Raw genomic sequence first — 16,981 nt, forward strand, 5'->3', positions numbered from 1 at the left:
CCTGTTGTCGTAGATACTTCACCGGTGAATCCGACAAAACGGACCGTTCTTTCCGCCATATCGATGGTGACGCTCGTTGTCGCGGGTTTGCTCGTCGCGGCCCCGGCCAGCAGCGGCGCCGACCCGCAGGCTTGGCGATACACGATGGTGGCGTTCAGCAACGTCAGCGACCGCGACATGGATGTATACGAGTCGGGTGACGGTTCTGGATTCCAGCTCGTCCAGCCGTCGGCGTATCGGCCTCCGTCAGGGCTGGTGCGTGATCCGAGTATCTTCCGGAACTCAGACGGAATGTATTACCTCACCTACACAACGGGCGGAACGAGTATCGGCTTCGCCCGCAGTAGCGACCGCATCACCTGGACACCTCTGGCGAACTATTCACTCCCGTTCTGCTGTGCCTTCATGCCAGGCACCGGGGACGGCACGGGTTCTGCGAGCCCGCCGGGCTTCTCGGGGTCGGCCGGCTTCAGCGACGGCCCGTCGTTGTCACCGTTCGTCACCAAAGCCTGGGCGCCCGAGTGGTTCGTCGACGGCGGCCGGGTCAACGTCATCGTGTCGATGTCGACCGGTGGAGGATTTGTGCCGTATCTGATGACGGCACTGGAACCGTCGCTGCGGTTGTGGAGCCTGCCTGTTCCGCTCGCCGGGATCGGTGCGGACCACATCGACACCACCGTGGTCAAGGTCGGATCGACCTATCATGCGTTCACGAAGAACGAGACGAAGAAGGTCATCGAGCATGCGGTCGCGCCGTCGGCAACGGGACCCTATTCCTTTGTACCGCCCGGAAATTGGGGCACTTTGGTGGAGGGACCAGCTCTGGCTCAGTTGCCGGACGGCACCTGGCGGCTCTATCTCGACGCCTATACCGAGGGGAAGTATCTCTATTCCGACAGCACGGATGGGCTGAACACGTGGTCTGACGCGCAAGAGCTTCCAGGCCTTTCCGGGACGGTGCGCCATATCGGAGTGATGAGAGAGCCGGCATAAAGGAGACTCGTCGCAGTCTGCAGATTCATGCTGCGGCGACGTGCTCCCTGACGCCTTGAGCTTGTGCCGTCATCCAATCGGCCAGCAGTTGGCAGCCCGTGCGCCCGCTGGCGTCGAGGGGTTCGCTTGCATAACTGACATGCCGCCCGCCGCGGGAGTTACGGATCTGAAAGCGCCGCCAACTCACTCGGCTCGGTAGGTATCCGAGGACTTCGAGGAATGCGGTGTGGAGGCGTCGTAGATCTTTGCGCCATTGGCTCGGACTGAATCGAGTCTTCTGTGCGTTCTGAAAGGTGTTGCTGCGAAGCAGTTCCCACACTTTGTTTGCCCACAGTCGCGCTTGGGAGAAAGACATCCAGCCGGTGAGGTCGGCGATGTCACGAATGTAGCTGTCGTCGCTGGCGTTGCAGATCAAGTCCTGCGGGTGTCCGATCCACTTGGCCGGAATCCACGACGGAATTTCCGGTCCGTCGCCGGCGACGCCGTACCCGTCGCAATCTGGGAGAACCCCCACTGGTTGTTGCGGATCGGAGATCAGCCCGATCCCGATGATGTTGCTGCCGTTCACTTCTGGCAGTGCGGCGCGAATGACCGAGCATCCCTGTGAGTATCCGATGAGCATGACAGGTCCACGGACCTCGGCGAGAGCTGCTAACAGTGCCCGGGCACCCATTTCGGTGCTGCGGCGAAAACTGGAGCCGCCGTCGGCAACAGGTCCGTACGACGCGGGGTAACTCACCCACTTCGCGTCGAACCGATCATCGAGTTCACGTGTGACCGCGCTCAGTAGTCCGACAACGTGGGTGCGGGTGTCACCGTCGTACGACTCGCCGGTGCCGCCGACTGCAAAAACCGTTACCTCTGTCATGTTCACCATGGTCTACGGCAATTCTGAGAGGTCTGCGATCAAAGCCTGAGAGAACGCTGGCAATCCCGATATCCTGCAGAATCGTTATAAAGGGCGCACCATCAAAGCTATGACGACGGCATATCGCTCTCGGAAGAAGAAGGTCTCCATCGTCGGCGCCGGCAGTGTCGGCACGGCTATCGCCTATGCGTGCCTCATCCGCGGATCAGCGGACGCACTTGCCCTCTACGACACGAATGCCGCGAAGGTGCGAGCGGAGGTGCTCGATCTCAATCACGGCACTCAGTTCACCCCACCGTGTTCGGTGGACGGTAGTGACGACATCGCGGTCACCGCAGGGTCCGATCTGGTTGTGGTGACGGCCGGAGCGAAGCAGAAACCCGGGCAGTCTCGTCTCGAGTTGGCGGCGGTCAACGTCAAGATCGTGCAGACCTTGACGGAGCAACTTCTCTCGCAGTCGCCCGAAGCGATCATTTTGTTTGTCAGCAATCCCGTCGACATCGCGACGTACGCGGCGGTTCAGGCCGCGGGCCGGCCATACCGGCATCGGATCTTCGGATCCGGGACGGTGCTGGACACGGCTCGCCTGCGCTTTCTCATGGCGTCGAAGTTGGGCGTGGCGGTCGAGAATGTGCACGCGTTCATCGTCGGCGAGCACGGGGACTCCGAAATTCCGTTGTGGTCCAGTGCCACCATCGGTGGTGTTCCGGCGACGGCATTTGTGGGGCCTTCGGGGAACACACTCGACAGCGTGATCCGCGACGAGGTCGCGACCGAGGTGGTGCAGAGCGCGTACAAAATCATCGAGGGCAAGGGCGCGACCAATCTGGCCATCGGATTGTCGAGCGCCTTCATGGTGGAAGTGGTGCTGCGCGACGAGCAGCGGGTGCTGCCGATTTCGACTCTGCAGAACGGGGTGCACGACCTCGAAGGGGTGTGCCTGTCGTTGCCGACGCTGGTTGGTGGTGCGGGAGCCGGCCGAGTCCTGGAAGTACCGTTGTCGGACAGTGAACGCGAGGGTCTCCATGCGTCGGCGCGAGCATTGCGAGACGTTCAACATTCTCTCGGATTGTGAAGTGCTGCCAGGACGTATATCGGGCATATAGGATCGGCCCATGATTACCTTTCTGATTCGCGCCGCGATATTCCTCGGGTCTGCGGCAGTCGGGCTTCTTGTTGCGACGTGGTTGCTTTCAGGGTTTTCGGTGAGCGCGTCGGGTTTCGTCACGGCGGTTGTCATCTTTGCGATCGCGCAGTCGGTGCTGTCGCCGTTCATCGCCAAAGTGGCGAAGCGTCACGCACCGGCGTTCCTCGGCGGCATCGGGTTGGTCTCGACCTTTGTCGCTCTGCTGATCGCGTCGATCTTCGGCGGTCTGACGATCACGGGTGTGTCGACGTGGATTACGGGCACGGTTCTGGTGTGGCTGGTCACGGCACTCGCGACCCTGTTGCTGCCATTCCTCTTCGTGCGTAAGAAAGTCCAAGAGAAGAGGGCTTAGATATGCGCCCGGACATCGGAATGGATTACACAGTCCTCGACTGCCCGGATCCGGCTGCGCTGGCACGCTTCTACGAACAGGTTCTCGGATGGAGAATTGTTCGCGCGGAAGATGATTGGCACGTCATCGAAGGCCTGCCCGGCCAACGACTCGCGTTTCAACTTGCCCCGGATTTTGTTCCGGTGGACTGGCCCAAGGTGGGCGTGGGAATCCACCTCGATCTTCTCGTCGAGGCTTTCGACCCCGCGCAGGAGTGGGTTCTGAGTCTCGGTGCGCAACGCGTCGACGGTATTGCCGAGCATCCGACTTTCCGCGTCTACCGCGACCCGGTCGGCCATTACTTCTGTCTGTGCCTGCGCGATTGAGTTCTGTCTCGACGGCGACAGCGTCACCATGGATAATTCCGTCAGACTGATCGCCCCGAGAGCGCTGGAGAGACGACTATGGCTGCACCGAATTCCGACGAGTTTCTTGTCGAACGCTCCGCTGTGATCAATGCGGACGCTGCCACAATCTTCGATCTGATCAACGACTTCCACTGCTGGACCACCTGGTCCCCGTGGGAAGGACTGGACCCGGCGATGCAGCGTACGTACTCGGGCCCGGATTCCGGTGTAGGTGCGTCGTACGCCTGGTCCGGCAACAAGAAAGCCGGTTCGGGCTCGATGAAGATCACGGAATCGGTTCCGGGTAGCCGTGTCGTGTTGGATCTTTCCTTCCTCAAACCGTTCAAAGCGCAGAACGTCACGACGTTCCTTCTCGAACCGCAGAGCAATTCAACCCGGGTGACGTGGCAAATGACAGGGAAGAAGAACTTCTTCTTCAAGACCTTCGGATTCATTTTCAGCATGGACAAGATGGTGGGCAAGGACTTCGAGAGGGGCCTTGCACAGTTGAAAGCCGAAGCCGAAAAGGGCTGATGCCTCGGTGGTACCGTCACCCCGTGTTACGGATGACGCCCACCGACGCCCAAACTTTCTGGATTTCGGAAAAGATCCCCAACGATCAACTCCTGCTGTACTGCTTCGAGGGGCAATCGGAATCGCTCGAGGATGTACGACGCGCGGTCATCGATCGTGCGTCGTCGATTCCGGATCTGTGTGTGCGGATTCGTGAAGTGCCGTGGCATCTGGATTATCCGCTGTGGGAACCGATGCCGGTCGACCAGTCGTTGGTCGTGACGCATCGACTTCCGGACTCCTCGTGGGAACAGTGCATCAACGCGATCGAGTTGTTGCTCGAAAACCACGTCAATCCGCGCGCGACGCCCTGGCTGCTGCATCTTTTCGAGGGCGTGCGGGGCGCACCGCGCTGCGACGGTCCTGCGTTGATTGCCGTTCTGCAAGTTGCTCATTCGTTGGCGGACGGCAAACGGGCGAGTGCTATTGCCCGCACGCTGTTCTCGGCAGACCAGCCGAAAAGCATAGAGATCGACAAACGCTCGGTCAGTTCGGCAGAAATACTCGCTCGCGCGGCACTGCGCCTGCCCGGTCAGATCTACCGACTGTTTCGCGACGGCCGCGCGGGTCATCAGGCTCAGCTGCAACTCGAGGCAGATACCGAGTCGGGAGTTGTTGCGCCGCAGGCTCCGAACCGTCCGAAGGTCACCTCGAACATCGCCCCGGATGCGCACAGGCTTGTTCGGATGGTGGTGCGTGACGCGGCAGATCTCCGAGCCGACGGGGTCTCCGTGACGGTGGGTGCGATGACGGCTATCTCGGTGGCCATGACCAGGTACCTGCTGGCCGCCGATGGCGTCGTTCCTCCTGAGCTGGGTGCCGAAGTCACCATCGCGAAGGACGGAAAACCGAAATCGCGCAACCACTTCCGCAACGCAGGTGTCGGTCTGTTTCCGGAGGTGGCCGATCTTCGCGAGCGCGCCGACAGCATCACGGAATCCCTGGCCGAGCGGCGGGCGAGAGCAGCACACCCGTCCAGCGCGGCGTCGGACCGGGCACTCGAGGCTGTGCCGGGGCCGCTGATTCGTTGGGGCGTGCAGCAATACGATTTCACGGCGATTCCCGAGACGGTGACGGGTAATACGGTGGTGTCGAGTGTTGCTCGCGGAGCCGCGGACTTGGTGTTCGGCGGCGGAACCGTGCGATTCACGGCAGGGTTTCCGAGCCTGTCGCCGGTCATGTCACTCACACACGGTGTCCACGGAATCGGTGACACCGTGACCATCAGCATCACAACCAGTCCGTCGGCGATTGCGGATATCGATCACTACGAACAGCTGATGCACGACGCGATCGACGAGGTGCGCGATACCTTTGCGCGGCGGGTCTGATCTACTGGCCCTATGGGATTCACGCGCGCGGAGTTGGAGTCGTATCGCGACGCCGAGATCGACGATCTGATCGGACCGGGTTGCCGATTGCTGTTCGTAGGCATCAACCCGGGATTGTGGACGGCAGCAACGGGTGCGCATTTTGCGAGGCCGGGGAACCGTTTCTATCCGGCGTTATTGCGGGCGGGAATCATCGAACGCCCGATAGATCCGTCAGACGGTATGTCGGCGGCGGACACACAGCACCTGATCGATCGGGGAGTTGGCATCACCAATCTGGCGGTGCGGGCAACGGCGCGGGCCGATGAATTGACGCCGGAGGAACTGGCAACTGGTGGGGTTCGGGTGCGAAACATCGTGCAGGACACCAAGCCTGTGGTTGTTGCCTTCGCCGGAATCACTGCGTATCGAACAGCTTTCGGTAACAAGAAGGCCAAGGCCGGCCGTCAGGACCACGATTTCGAGGGGGCGATACTCTGGATCGTGCCCAATCCCAGTGGGCTCAATGCGCACGAAACGGTGGACACGCTTGCCGCCAAATACCGTGATGCGGCCCGGGACGCCGGAATCCTGTAACTGATATCGGGGTTCGGTAAAACCGGCACAAACTAGGCGCTACAGTGCAGATATGTCATTTCTTTACAATATCTTTGTAGTCATTCACTTACTCGGTATGGCGGCCCTTGTCGGTAGCTATTTCACGGTCCTGAAGGCTCCGAAGATCACCGAGGTCATGGTCTGGGGTGCGCGCATCCAGTTCCTGTCCGGCCTCATCATCGTCGGATTCGGCGAAGCTGTGCTCGACAACAAGGAGTACAACCACACGAAGATCGCTGTGAAGCTTGTACTTTCACTGGCTATCGTTGCATTGGCCGAGATCACGCGGGCCAGGCAGAAGAAGGGGCAGCCCAACCCCAACCTGGTACACGTGGTCGGTGGGCTGTCCGTCGTGACGGTTTTTGTGGCTGCACTCTGGACCTGACAAAACCACAAAAGAGCCCCGGCGAATCGGAATTCGCCGGGGCTCTTTGCTATTGGTCTGTCTACAGACCTGGACGCTTGCCGATCGTCAAGGTCACTTCACCGGTATGGGCAAAGAAGTCGTTGCCCTTGTCGTCTACGACGATGAACGCGGGGAAGTCCTCGACGTCGATCTTCCAGACAGCTTCCATACCCAGTTCGGCGTACTCGAGGATGTCGACCTTCTTGATGCAGTCGAGGGCCAGACGAGCGGCCGGTCCGCCGATGGATCCGAGGTAGAAACCGCCGTGCGTGTTGCACGCATCGGTGACCTGCTTGGACCGGTTTCCCTTGGCCAGCATGATCATCGAGCCACCAGCAGCCTGGAACTGCTCGACGTACGAGTCCATCCGGCCGGCGGTGGTGGGGCCGAAGGAACCGGAGGCCATACCGTCTGGCGTCTTGGCGGGTCCGGCGTAGTACACCGGGTGATCCTTGAGGTACTGCGGCATTTCCTCGCCGGCGTCGAGGCGTTCCTTGATCTTGGCGTGCGCGATGTCGCGGGCCACGACCAACGGACCGGTGAGCGACAGACGCGTCTTCACCGGGTGCTTGGACAGCTCGGCGAGGATCTCGGCCATGGGCTTGGTGAGGTCGATCTTGACCGCTGCGCCCTTGCCTGTTCCGGAGATGCCGTCTGTATCGGCGTCGAGCTGCGCGTCGGTGACCTCGGGCAGGAAACGGCCCGGGTTGAATTCGAGCTGCTCGAGGAACACACCTTCGGGCGTGATCTTGGCCTTGGCCTGGCGGTCTGCGGAGCATGACACGGCAATGGCAACGGGCAGCGAAGCGCCGTGGCGGGGGAGACGGACGACGCGGACGTCGTGGCAGAAGTACTTACCGCCGAACTGTGCGCCGATGCCGATCTTCTGCGTGAGCTCGAAGACCTTCTTCTCGAGTTCGTGATCGCGGAAGCCGCGGCCCGTGATGGCACCTTCGGTGGGGAGCTCGTCGAGGTAGTGCGCCGACGCGTACTTGGCCGTCTTCATCGCGAACTCGGCCGACGTACCGCCGACGACGATTGCGAGGTGGTACGGCGGGCAGGCCGCGGTGCCGAGCGAGCGGATCTTCGCCTCGAGGAACTGCATCATCGAGTCGGGATTCAGGATCGCTTTGGTTTCCTGGTACAGGTAGGACTTGTTGGCGCTGCCGCCGCCCTTGGCCATGAACAGGAACTTGTACGAGTTCTCGTGTCCGGCAGCAGTATCGGCGTACAGCTCGATCTGCGCGGGCAGGTTGTTGCCGGTGTTCTTCTCGTCCCACATCGTGATGGGGGCGTTCTGCGAGTAGCGAAGATTGAGGCGCGTGTAGGCGTCGTACACACCGCGGGCGATGGCCTGCTCGTCGTCGCCGGGGGTGAGGACGTGCTGTCCGCGCTTGCCCATGACGATGGCGGTGCCGGTGTCCTGGCACATCGGGAGAACGCCGGCGGCGGCGATGTTTGCGTTCTTCAGGAGATCGAGAGCAACGAACTTGTCGTTGTTGGACGCCTCGGGATCGTCGAGGATGCTCGCCAGCTGCGTCAGGTGATCGGTGCGCAAGTAGTGGGAGATGTCGTGCAGAGCCGTTTCGGTCAGCAGACGCATCGCTTCGGGCTCGACCTTCAGGAAGGTCCGACCGTCCGGGCCTTCGACTGTCGACACCCCTTCACTGGTGAGCAGTCGGTACTCGGTGGTGTCCTCACCGATCGGCAACAGGTCCTCATAGAGGAAGTCGGCCATCTTTTCTCCTGAACAAGGGTGCGTGCGAAGGTCTCGTTCAGGTTATCGTTGGAGGTTTTCCTCGATTACGCCGGGCGGTCGGACGGTAGTCGTGACTGGACCGTTTGCCCTCGAAACAGAACATTTCGGGCAATAATGTCCATCTGTGCTCGGCAACTCAAGGGACGTTTTCATGAGAGGTATCCGCATAGCGCGTGGATTGATCGGTGCTGCGACGGCCGCAACCGTTCTCTTCGTCGTGTCGTCGCCGGCAGTGGCCGAGGCGGGCGGTCCACGAGTGATCAGCGCGGTGCCCGGGGAAGGCCGTCTCGTCGACGTCGTCGTGTATTCACCGTCGATGGATCGCGGAATTCCGGTCCAGGTGCTTCGTCCGGCCGATACGTCGACGCCCGCGCCGAGTCTGTACCTGCTCAACGGAGTAGATGGTGGGAAGAACGACGCGACGTGGTCGGTGCGTACCGACGTGCCGAAGTTCTTCGCCGACAAACACGTCAACGTCGTCACGCCGTTGGACGGGGCATTCAGCTATTACACCGATTGGTTGCGACCGGATCCGGGGCTCGCACAGATCAACGACAACAACGGCGTGAATATGTGGACCACGTTTCTCACATCGGAATTGCCGCACGTGATCGACGAGTATTTCGACACGACGGGTGAGAACGCACTCGGGGGGATCTCGATGGCAGGTACCTCGGTATTGAACCTGGCGATGGCAGCGCCGACGGTCTACAACAGCGTCGCTTCGTTCAGTGGCTGCGCGATGACCAGTCCCGGTCCGGGACAGGACTTCGTGAAGGTGGTTGTCGGGATCGGCGGGGGTAACCCCGAGAACATGTGGGGGCCGTACAACGACCCGGCGTGGGTTGCCCACGATCCGGTGGTGAATGCGGAGAAGCTACCGCGAATTCCGATGTACATCACGACCGCAACGGGCATCCCCGGCCCCTACGACACGTTGGCAGATCCGCGAATCGACAACAACGTCACGGTACTGGCGGCGACCCTGGCTCTGGGCGGGGGCATCGAGGCCGCGACACATTTCTGCACAATTCAGTTGGCAGATCGGACCACTGCATTGGGTATGGATAACATCCGATACAACATCAAACCGGCCGGTACCCACTCGTGGGGCTACTGGCAGGACGACCTGCACGATTCGTGGCCGATGTTTGCCGCGTCCCTCGGCTTGTAAGGACTTTTGCATGCGTTTGTCTCAGATCGCACTGGCGTGCGCCGTGTCGCTGGCGTCGGTAGTCGCTCTCCCGATAGTTGCGAGCGCGGACGAAGTAGTGCCGCCGGCGCAAACCGTGTCCGCCGATGCGTCGCCTCGAATTGCCGCGACCACTGCGGTGTCGGATCGGGAAGTGCTGCTCGACGTCGACAGTCCGGCGATGGGGCGCACGATGGCCGTGCGGGTGTTCCTCCCGGCCGATAGTTCGGAGCCTCGCCCCGCTCTGTATCTGCTCGACGGAAACTCGGGCCAGATCGAGGACAACAACTGGTTCGAACCGACGAAGGGCAACGCTCGGGAGTTCTTCGCGGACAAGAACGTTTTTGTGGTTGCACCGATCGGCGGAACCGGAACCATGTACACCGATTGGCAGGAAGACCACCCGAAATTCGGCAAGCTCAAGTGGGAGACATTCCTGACCAAGGAATTGCCGCCGCTGATCGACGGGGAGTTCGACACCAGCGGGCGCAACGCGATCGGTGGCATTTCGATGGGGGCCGAGGCCGCGCTCATGCTTGCTCAGCGGGCACCTGATCTGTACGACGGCGTAGCGGCATACAGCGGGTGCTACACGACAGAGGGCGGGTTCGGTAAGGCTCTGACCGACCTTGTTGTCATCAACGGAATGGCAACATCGGAGCAGATGTGGGGGCCGGTGGGTAGTCCGGCATGGCGCGAGCACGACATCTTTGCCAACGCGGACAAGCTGCGCGGCACAAAGGTGTACCTGTCATCGGGCACGGGACTACCTGGTCCCCACGAAACACTCGAGACCCCGGACCTTGCTCGGGTCGTTGTCGTCGGTGGTGTCATGGAACTCGGCGCCAATCTGTGTACCGATCAGATTTCCGGTGTTCTCCGCAGTCACGGCGTCGATGTCACGCGCAGCGCGCAACCGGTAGGCACACACGGTTGGCCGTATTGGTCCGACGAACTGGCGCGTTCCTGGCCGGTGATCGAGTCGGCTCTGTTCGACTGAACTACCCGATGATTTCCGGCGGCCGCGACGGTCTATCCCTATGAAGACCGTCCCGACCTAAGGAGTAGTCATGCCCTCGATCACCCCGTGCCTGTGGTTCGACACGCAAGCGGAGGAAGCAGCACAGTTCTACATCTCGGTTTTCGGCAAAGGGAAAATCATCGGAATCGAGCGATACGGCGAGGGATCGCCGTCCGGTCAACCGGCAGGGTCGGTCATGACGGTGGTGTTCGAACTCGACGGACAGCGGTTCACCGGGTTGAACGGCGGACCGATGTTCACGTTCTCGGAGGCGGTGTCGTTCGAGATTCCGTGCGCCGACCAGGCTGAAGTCGACCACTACTGGTCGGCTCTGACCGAGGGCGGTGAGGAAAGCCAGTGCGGTTGGCTCAAGGACAAGTTCGGTCTGTCGTGGCAGGTGGTGCCGAACCGATTGATCGAATTGATGCAGGATCCTGATCGCGCAAAAGCCCAGCGTGTGATGGACGCGATGATGCAGATGAAGAAGATCGACGTGGCAGAACTCGAACGTGCCGCACTCTGAGAGTCGACTGTGAGTGTCGACGCAAACCTGGCGGGCACGTCAGCAGCGTCGGTACACTTGAATGAGTGAATTTTCAGCTAACTGCGGCGATGGGTGACGGCCTTATATGAGTTTTTCAACCGTGTCTGATGCTGCTGTTCTGAACACGGCCCCGTCTACCTCGCGTCCTCGCGTCCACGCGTACATCGACATCGCAGTGGTCATCGCGGTCCTGGTGGGAACCAATCTGATTGCGCACTTCACCACGGTGTGGGCGAGCATCGCGACGGTTCCGATCTCGGCGCTTGTGCTCCTCGCGATGAGCAAGCGCAGAGGGCTGGGCTGGGCGGAGTTGGGCCTGTCCCCGAAGCATCTCAAAAGCGGTTCGAAGTACGCACTCATCGCGGTCGGACTGGTTCTGACCGTTGTGGCAGTCGGCGCGTTGCTGCCGCTGACCAGGCCGTTCTTCATGGCTGATCGTTACGCAACCATCTCGGGCGCCATCATCGCGTCGATGATCATCATTCCCCTGCAAACCGTCATTCCCGAGGAGTTGGCATTCCGCGGTGTCCTGCACGGGACACTCAACCGGGTCAGTGGATTCCGGGGCGTCGCCGCAGCGGGTTCGTTGACGTTCGGGCTGTGGCACATCGCGTCGTCGATGGGTCTGACCAGTGGAAACGCGGGGCTGTCCGGCTTCCTCGGTAACGGCGTGGTCGGCCAGATCGCCGGTATTCTCGGCGCGGTTCTGGCCACTGCGGCGGCCGGTCTCGTCTTCACGTGGCTTCGCCATCGAAGTGGCAGTCTTCTTGCGCCCATCGCGTTGCACTGGTCCCTGAACGGCGCCGGCGCTTTGGCTGCGGCATTCGTGTGGCACGCGACCATGAACTGACCCGGACAATTCGAACGCGCGGTATCGCCGCGACTGTGATTTGCTCAATGAGTGATACAGCTGCATCGGGGCCATATCTTCCACATTTCCGGTAGCCCGACGGTCGAGGGCGCGGCCGACGCGCTCGTCTCCCTCCCCGACGGTGTGCTCGCGATCGACGACGCCGGTGTTGTGGCTTTCTGTGGTGAATTCGACGCGTTGCCGCAGCATCTGCACGGCGGCGACGTCCACGATCATCGCCCAGGGTTTCTGCTCCCCGGATTCATCGACACTCACGTTCACTTTCCGCAGATCTACGCCGGCGATGCCTACGGCGGTGGACAGCTACTCGAGTGGCTCGATCTCTGTGTGTTCCCGTCGGAATCGCGACTGGCCGATCCGGAATTTGCCGCCCACGCCGCTGCTGCGTTCTGCGCTCGCCGGATAGCCACCGGAACTACCGCGGCAATGGTCTTCGGTTCCGCTTTTCCGCACGCGCAGGACGCGCTGTTTGCCGAAACTCAGCGAACCGGACTTCGCATCGTCAGCGGCCGTGGCATCCAAACCACGGGTCCCGAATCTGCTGCCGCGCTCATCACGTCCGAGGACGACGCGATCACGCTGACCCGCGAAGAGATCGATCGTTGGCACGGTGCGGACACCGGTGATGTCGGCACTGCGCTCCTGCACGTTGCCGTCGTACCGCGGTTTTCCCTGGCAGTGACGACGGAGACCCTGAAAAATCTGGGGGAGTTGTACGACTCGGTTCGAGACCGTGGCGTGTACTTCCACAGTCACCTCAACGAGAACAACAGGCCGGGCACCGGCGAGGTGGCGACCACGCTCGAGCGTTACCAGGTTCAGTCGTATCTCGACACGTACGACGGCAAATTTCTGCCAGGCTCCGAAGTCGGTGGCAAGTCGTTCCTCGGACCCCGCGCAATTCTTGCGCACTCCGTCCACTGCCAGGATTCCGAATTGGCTCGGATGGCGGAGACCGGAACGTCGATTGCTCATTGCCCGACGTCGCAGCAGTTCCTCGGTTCCGGCACGATGCCGTGGAAGCGAACGGTGGCGGCGGGAGTCAACATCGCGATCGGTTCGGACTTCGGCGGCGGCGACGAATTCCTCCTTTCGCGGGTTCTGGGCGACGCTTTCAAAGTGCATATCTCGGAGGAGGGCGACGGCGCGCTTTCGCTGCACCCGGCCGAATTGCTGTTCACGGGGACACTGGCCGGAGCGCGTGCGCTGGACATGGAGAACCGCATCGGAAACCTCGACGCCGGTAAAGAGGCAGATTTTCTCGTCGTCGATCCTGCCGGGTGGCCGGCGCTGGGCAATCTGATCGACTTCGGCACGCGTTCGCCCGATCCGATTCTGGCGCGTGATCAAACTCTGTTCGGATTGTTGATGGCGATGCGTGAGCCGGCGATCTCGCACGTTTACGTCCAGGGTCGCAGGGTTTCGACCTGACGTGTCCGGTTCGGCGACGGTTGTCACGGCCTATCACCGCCCCGAAATCGGTGGTGATGAGCGCTTCGCCGAGTGGACCGCTCAGGCTGTCAGAACAGCGAGATCGGCTCAGGGCTATCTCGGCAGCGCAGTCAGTGACGGTTCAGAGCTTTCCGATTACGGTGTGTCCCATACCTTTTCCAGCGTCGAAGAGTTACATGGCTGGCTCGACTCGCCAGAGCATGCACGTCTTGTCGACGACGGTGTGGCGCGGGGGATCCGCGCCAAGAGTTCGGACCTTGTCCTGGTGGACGATGCCGTGCCACCGCCAGGCATCGGCGTGTACGACCACACGGTTGTCGCCGGACGGCAAGACGAATTTCTGCGGACCCAGCATCGCCTGATCGCGGAAAGTTCGCGTTTCTCGGGGTACGAGAGTGCATTGCTATTGTGCTCGACTGCGGATGCAACGCGGTGGCAATCGGTTCTGCGCTTTAGGACGGAACCGCAACTGTCCGCGTGGATGCGATCGGAGCAGCGGGCGGCGGTGTTGCCTGCGCTACGCGAGGAGTTGGCGGAAGACTTCACCGAATCCGTGCGCTCCACACCTTTCGGCACGATCTTGCGCACCGAAAACGGGCAGACGCGGGTGACGCCGAACTGGAAGACCGCGATGATCATTCTTCTGGTCCTCTACCCGACAGTGATGACGTTGTCGCGATTTCTCGGTCCGGTTCTCGACGGGATCGGCGCACCGCCCTGGCTCTCGATGTGGCTGAGCCAGATCGTCAGCGTGGGGGCGATGACGTGGTTCCTGATGCCGGCGGCGACGCGTCGGTTCGGTCGATGGCTCGACCCGTTCGACGGAGCGAAACTGCGCACGAACGTCCTGGGTACCGCTGCTGTCCTGGCGATATACGTCGGGACGCTCGCGCTGTTCGCTTCAGTGAAGTGGTTGCAGTTCTGGGACTACTTCGACTGAATCCTGCCGCGCCGGAAGTACGTGATCGGTCCGAAAAAGTTGATCGCGATGATCGCTGCCCATTTTGCTTTACTACCGTTGACCGCCGCACGATCGCGCTTCGCGAGGTCGGCCCAAGCGGCGATCGCCAGGACGGATTGGATCGTCCCCATCACGAGTACGACGCGTCGTTGGCGCGGTGAGAGTTCACTCCATGACTTCTTGTTGCGGCTCATGACATCAACTGTGCCCGATGAGCCTGCAACGGCCCGGACATTTCGTGTGAATAGCATCACGTTCCAGGAGGTCGGGATTGTTTCGGGCTTCGTTTCGATTGGACTCGATAGGTATCAATGTTCTGTTAATCGACGCCGTGGCTGAAGAGTTGCGCGGCATGGCGTCCGTGCACCGATCAGCCTCGTGGGGAATCGCCTCATTCCTGGTCAGGGCGGTGCTAGTGCTGAAACAGGCACAATTAAGTAAGGCTTACCAATAACATTTGGCCGAATCGAGAGATTGCGAAGTAATAACCACTAATGGAAACCGTGTTCGGATATCGTTAAGAAAAGGGCGAATAATCTCGATCGGATCACGCCGCCTGGGCGTTACCTGTGAATATGCGTTTGCCGCCTAGGCCTGAAGATGTAACGTCCCGGACACATTTGGTGTCGCGGAAGTAACGGAAGACCTCTACTCTGAGTCCAGCAGGTCAGCAAGAGGGCCTGTTAGACCACTGATGTTTCATCTTCGACAGGAGTTAACACATGACCAGCGCTGAACTCTCGGGCCAGTTCTCTTTCATCACCGACTTCCTCAGCAACGCATCTGACCTGTTCAGTGCTCTGACGTTCTTCACGTCGCTCAGCTGATAACTTCCGGCCGCTACGGCCGATGACGATGGCCCCCGAAACGAAAGTTTCGGGGGCCATCGTTTTTGTTGTCGCTGGTCACGGCGATGGTGTGGCTGGTGTTGGTCAAGTGCAAGGCGGTGGCCTTGTGACTGTGGTGCAATCGAGTGAAGGAAGAAACTCGACTTTCCGCCTAGATCGGGCGGGATACGCCGATGATCGGAGCAGTGTGCACGTCTCACGAAGAAGTTTGTTCAAGTACGCGGCCGCAGGTTCTGCCGCCGCAGGACTGGCCGCGCTCGGTGGCACGGCGACGGTAGCGAATGCCGGCTCGCTCGGAACTCTGCTCGACTACTCAGCCGGGGTTCCGTCGGCGCAGTCGATTCGTGCGGGCGGTTACGCGGGCGCAATCCGCTACGTATCCGACCGGCGCCCCGATGCGAATTGGATGGTGGGGAAGCCAGTCAAGGCGGGCGAAGTGAACGCGCTGACCGCAGCGGGACTGCAGGTCGTGTCCTGCTATCAGTTCGGAAAAGGTGCGACGGCCGATTGGCGTGAAGGTCGCGAGGGTGGCAAGAGGCATGCAACACGGGGTCTCGAATTGCATCGTCAAGCGGGTGGACCGCAGGGGCGTCCGATCTACGCGTCCATCGACGACAACCCGTCACCAGCCGAGATCAACAATCTGATCAGGCCCTATCTCGAGGGCTGGGCGTCGGTGGTCGGCAATCAGAATCTTGGTATCTACGGAAACACCGGCGTGCTCGACGCGATGATCGGTGCGGGCGTCGGAACCTGGTACTGGCAACATAATTGGGGTTCGCCGAAGGGATACGTCCATCCTCGGGCGCACCTGCATCAGTTCGAGATCGACAAGCGCACGGTCGACGGTATCGGCGTCGACCTGAATTCGATCCTGGCCCTGGACTACGGGCAGTGGTCACTGGCCGGATCGGTCGTGCCCAACATTCCGATCGGCTCTATCGCACCATAGCGCCGAATTTTGCCAACCAGGCGCGGGCATCCTCGGGGAGGTTGTCCGCGGCTTCGGCGGCCAAGCACCAGGCTTTGGTCATCGCCAGGAAATTCATCGGGTTGTATGCGTCTTCCTCGCGGGAGAACAATCCGTCTCCCGCGTAGTGCAGGATCGTGATGTTCGCGGCACCGTGAGCCGATCCGTCGCCCGGGTCTTCCATGGGATTGTCGATTTCGCAGATGATCCACCCGCGTTCCTCGTCGATCACGTACCAGTTCGCGGGGAACTCGGTCATGCGGTTTCCGGGGAACTCGGTCATCGTGCGGGTGACCCACTTACGCACGGCCTCACGGCCGTTGAGGGTTCCGAAGGCATGTTCCACGTACACGACGTCTTCGGTGAACACGTCGGCAAACGCATTCCAATCGCCGCTGCGGGTGCATTCGACGACGGTGTTCTGGAAAACGGCAAAGGCCTGATCGAGTTCAGCGCGTGTCCATGCCATGTGTGACTCCTCGGGTAGACGACCGAGTCAAATTAGAACATGTTCTCGTGGCCGGGAGGTGGGGATTCGGCCGATCGTGTGTTGCGGTACCGTCGTTGCCGGGTCGGGACCCGTATTGCGAGAGGAAGTATTTCATGGAGTTTCTCATCGACTTCATCTACACCCTGCTCTCGAAGCTGCAGGTTGCCGGCAGCATCGAAGGCGCTTCGGAGAAGTAACACCTCCCGCAGTTCTTACGGCC

At 61.0% G+C, this 16,981-nt stretch carries 20 protein-coding genes; 16 read left to right on the forward strand and 4 right to left on the reverse strand.

Annotated elements, in window-relative coordinates:
- The first annotated feature begins 63 nt into the window (after positions 1-63).
- Positions 64-993, forward strand: a complete 930-nt coding sequence (locus tag V2B23_RS12160) for a glycoside hydrolase family 43 protein (protein WP_430950707.1) — start codon at positions 64-66, stop codon at positions 991-993.
- Positions 994-1,018: 25 nt separating this feature from the next.
- On the opposite strand, the gene V2B23_RS12165 is transcribed toward V2B23_RS12160, so the two are convergent.
- Positions 1,019-1,861: a PE-PPE domain-containing protein gene (locus V2B23_RS12165; RefSeq protein ID WP_430950562.1), complete on the reverse strand. Its 843-nt coding sequence runs from the start codon at positions 1,859-1,861 to the stop codon at positions 1,019-1,021.
- A 109-nt stretch (positions 1,862-1,970) separates the two neighbouring features.
- Here V2B23_RS12165 and V2B23_RS12170 point away from each other — a divergent pair, with 109 nt between their 5' ends.
- The 7 genes from V2B23_RS12170 to V2B23_RS12200 all read left to right on the forward strand — a co-directional run bounded on the left by V2B23_RS12170 (position 1,971) and on the right by V2B23_RS12200 (position 6,632).
- A complete protein-coding gene (locus V2B23_RS12170) occupies positions 1,971-2,936 on the forward strand; it encodes an L-lactate dehydrogenase (protein ID WP_430950563.1) in 966 nt (321 codons plus the stop codon).
- A 40-nt stretch (positions 2,937-2,976) separates the two neighbouring features.
- Positions 2,977-3,360, forward strand: a complete 384-nt coding sequence (locus tag V2B23_RS12175; RefSeq protein WP_430950564.1) for a hypothetical protein — start codon at positions 2,977-2,979, stop codon at positions 3,358-3,360.
- Positions 3,361-3,380: 20 nt separating this feature from the next.
- A complete protein-coding gene (locus V2B23_RS12180) occupies positions 3,381-3,725 on the forward strand; it encodes a VOC family protein (RefSeq protein WP_430950565.1) in 345 nt (114 codons plus the stop codon).
- Between the two features lie 78 nt (positions 3,726-3,803).
- Entirely contained in the window at positions 3,804-4,280 is a 477-nt protein-coding gene (locus V2B23_RS12185; RefSeq protein WP_430950566.1) for an SRPBCC family protein, read from the forward strand.
- 32 nt (positions 4,281-4,312) lie between these two features.
- Positions 4,313-5,650, forward strand: a complete 1,338-nt coding sequence (locus V2B23_RS12190; RefSeq protein ID WP_430950708.1) for a WS/DGAT domain-containing protein — start codon at positions 4,313-4,315, stop codon at positions 5,648-5,650.
- A 12-nt stretch (positions 5,651-5,662) separates the two neighbouring features.
- Positions 5,663-6,226 (forward strand): mismatch-specific DNA-glycosylase, encoded by a 564-nt coding sequence (locus V2B23_RS12195; RefSeq protein WP_430950567.1) that lies wholly within the window; start codon positions 5,663-5,665, stop codon positions 6,224-6,226.
- Positions 6,227-6,278: 52 nt separating this feature from the next.
- Positions 6,279-6,632: a hypothetical protein gene (locus tag V2B23_RS12200; protein ID WP_430950568.1), complete on the forward strand. Its 354-nt coding sequence runs from the start codon at positions 6,279-6,281 to the stop codon at positions 6,630-6,632.
- Between the two features lie 61 nt (positions 6,633-6,693).
- Here V2B23_RS12200 and V2B23_RS12205 read toward each other — a convergent pair whose 3' ends face one another.
- Positions 6,694-8,391, reverse strand: coding sequence for a fumarate hydratase (locus V2B23_RS12205; protein ID WP_430950569.1), 1,698 nt, complete (start codon positions 8,389-8,391; stop codon positions 6,694-6,696).
- A 172-nt stretch (positions 8,392-8,563) separates the two neighbouring features.
- On the opposite strand from V2B23_RS12205, the gene V2B23_RS12210 reads away from it, so the two are divergent.
- The 6 genes from V2B23_RS12210 to V2B23_RS12235 all read left to right on the forward strand — a co-directional run bounded on the left by V2B23_RS12210 (position 8,564) and on the right by V2B23_RS12235 (position 14,432).
- Positions 8,564-9,586, forward strand: coding sequence for an alpha/beta hydrolase (locus tag V2B23_RS12210; protein ID WP_430950570.1), 1,023 nt, complete (start codon positions 8,564-8,566; stop codon positions 9,584-9,586).
- Between the two features lie 10 nt (positions 9,587-9,596).
- Complete coding sequence (locus V2B23_RS12215; RefSeq protein ID WP_430950571.1) at positions 9,597-10,604, forward strand: alpha/beta hydrolase; 1,008 nt, start codon at positions 9,597-9,599, stop codon at positions 10,602-10,604.
- Positions 10,605-10,674: 70 nt separating this feature from the next.
- Positions 10,675-11,148 carry a VOC family protein gene (locus tag V2B23_RS12220; RefSeq protein ID WP_033234476.1) on the forward strand — a complete coding sequence of 158 codons (474 nt, stop codon included), beginning with the start codon at positions 10,675-10,677 and terminating at the stop codon, positions 11,146-11,148.
- A 121-nt stretch (positions 11,149-11,269) separates the two neighbouring features.
- Positions 11,270-12,019: a CPBP family intramembrane glutamic endopeptidase gene (locus V2B23_RS12225; RefSeq protein WP_287159992.1), complete on the forward strand. Its 750-nt coding sequence runs from the start codon at positions 11,270-11,272 to the stop codon at positions 12,017-12,019.
- A gap of 51 nt (positions 12,020-12,070) precedes the next feature.
- The gene (locus V2B23_RS12230; RefSeq protein ID WP_430950572.1) at positions 12,071-13,471 is read left to right on the forward strand and encodes an amidohydrolase family protein; all 1,401 of its coding nucleotides are present in this window, start codon (positions 12,071-12,073) and stop codon (positions 13,469-13,471) included.
- Between the two features lies 1 nt (position 13,472).
- Positions 13,473-14,432, forward strand: coding sequence for an antibiotic biosynthesis monooxygenase (locus V2B23_RS12235; protein ID WP_430950573.1), 960 nt, complete (start codon positions 13,473-13,475; stop codon positions 14,430-14,432).
- Here V2B23_RS12235 and V2B23_RS12240 read toward each other — a convergent pair.
- Positions 14,420-14,647, reverse strand: coding sequence for a PLDc N-terminal domain-containing protein (locus V2B23_RS12240; RefSeq protein WP_430950574.1), 228 nt, complete (start codon positions 14,645-14,647; stop codon positions 14,420-14,422). The two genes, V2B23_RS12235 and V2B23_RS12240, sit on opposite strands and share 13 nt — an antisense overlap.
- Before the next feature lie 841 nt (positions 14,648-15,488).
- Here V2B23_RS12240 and V2B23_RS12245 point away from each other — a divergent pair.
- Positions 15,489-16,253: a DUF1906 domain-containing protein gene (locus V2B23_RS12245; RefSeq protein ID WP_430950575.1), complete on the forward strand. Its 765-nt coding sequence runs from the start codon at positions 15,489-15,491 to the stop codon at positions 16,251-16,253.
- Here the strand turns inward: V2B23_RS12245 and V2B23_RS12250 are convergent.
- Entirely contained in the window at positions 16,240-16,740 is a 501-nt protein-coding gene (locus V2B23_RS12250; RefSeq protein ID WP_430950576.1) for a nuclear transport factor 2 family protein, read from the reverse strand. The two genes, V2B23_RS12245 and V2B23_RS12250, sit on opposite strands and share 14 nt — an antisense overlap.
- Before the next feature lie 47 nt (positions 16,741-16,787).
- On the opposite strand from V2B23_RS12250, the gene V2B23_RS12255 reads away from it, so the two are divergent.
- Positions 16,788-16,958, forward strand: coding sequence for a hypothetical protein (locus V2B23_RS12255; RefSeq protein ID WP_430950577.1), 171 nt, complete (start codon positions 16,788-16,790; stop codon positions 16,956-16,958).
- The last annotated feature ends 23 nt before the right edge of the window (positions 16,959-16,981 follow it).

Origin of the sequence: Rhodococcus sp. 24CO (assembly GCF_050586165.1) — a bacterium.
Taxonomy (GTDB): domain Bacteria; phylum Actinomycetota; class Actinomycetes; order Mycobacteriales; family Mycobacteriaceae; genus Rhodococcus_F.

Excerpts from the sequence above, each read along its gene's own strand:
- V2B23_RS12205 (WP_430950569.1), bottom strand. The coding sequence starts at position 8,391 with ATGGCCGACTTCCTCTATGAGGACCTGTTGCCGATCGGTGAGGACACC.
- V2B23_RS12215 (WP_430950571.1), top strand. The coding sequence starts at position 9,597 with ATGCGTTTGTCTCAGATCGCACTGGCGTGCGCCGTGTCGCTGGCGTCG.
- V2B23_RS12160 (WP_430950707.1), top strand. The coding sequence starts at position 64 with ATGGTGACGCTCGTTGTCGCGGGTTTGCTCGTCGCGGCCCCGGCCAGC.
- V2B23_RS12180 (WP_430950565.1), top strand. The coding sequence starts at position 3,381 with ATGGATTACACAGTCCTCGACTGCCCGGATCCGGCTGCGCTGGCACGC.
- V2B23_RS12200 (WP_430950568.1), top strand. The coding sequence starts at position 6,279 with ATGTCATTTCTTTACAATATCTTTGTAGTCATTCACTTACTCGGTATG.
- V2B23_RS12190 (WP_430950708.1), top strand. The coding sequence starts at position 4,313 with ATGACGCCCACCGACGCCCAAACTTTCTGGATTTCGGAAAAGATCCCC.
- V2B23_RS12195 (WP_430950567.1), top strand. The coding sequence starts at position 5,663 with ATGGGATTCACGCGCGCGGAGTTGGAGTCGTATCGCGACGCCGAGATC.
- V2B23_RS12165 (WP_430950562.1), bottom strand. The coding sequence starts at position 1,861 with ATGACAGAGGTAACGGTTTTTGCAGTCGGCGGCACCGGCGAGTCGTAC.
- V2B23_RS12170 (WP_430950563.1), top strand. The coding sequence starts at position 1,971 with ATGACGACGGCATATCGCTCTCGGAAGAAGAAGGTCTCCATCGTCGGC.
- V2B23_RS12210 (WP_430950570.1), top strand. The coding sequence starts at position 8,564 with ATGAGAGGTATCCGCATAGCGCGTGGATTGATCGGTGCTGCGACGGCC.
- V2B23_RS12185 (WP_430950566.1), top strand. The coding sequence starts at position 3,804 with ATGGCTGCACCGAATTCCGACGAGTTTCTTGTCGAACGCTCCGCTGTG.
- V2B23_RS12175 (WP_430950564.1), top strand. The coding sequence starts at position 2,977 with ATGATTACCTTTCTGATTCGCGCCGCGATATTCCTCGGGTCTGCGGCA.
- V2B23_RS12240 (WP_430950574.1), bottom strand. The coding sequence starts at position 14,647 with ATGAGCCGCAACAAGAAGTCATGGAGTGAACTCTCACCGCGCCAACGA.
- V2B23_RS12250 (WP_430950576.1), bottom strand. The coding sequence starts at position 16,740 with ATGGCATGGACACGCGCTGAACTCGATCAGGCCTTTGCCGTTTTCCAG.
- V2B23_RS12220 (WP_033234476.1), top strand. The coding sequence starts at position 10,675 with ATGCCCTCGATCACCCCGTGCCTGTGGTTCGACACGCAAGCGGAGGAA.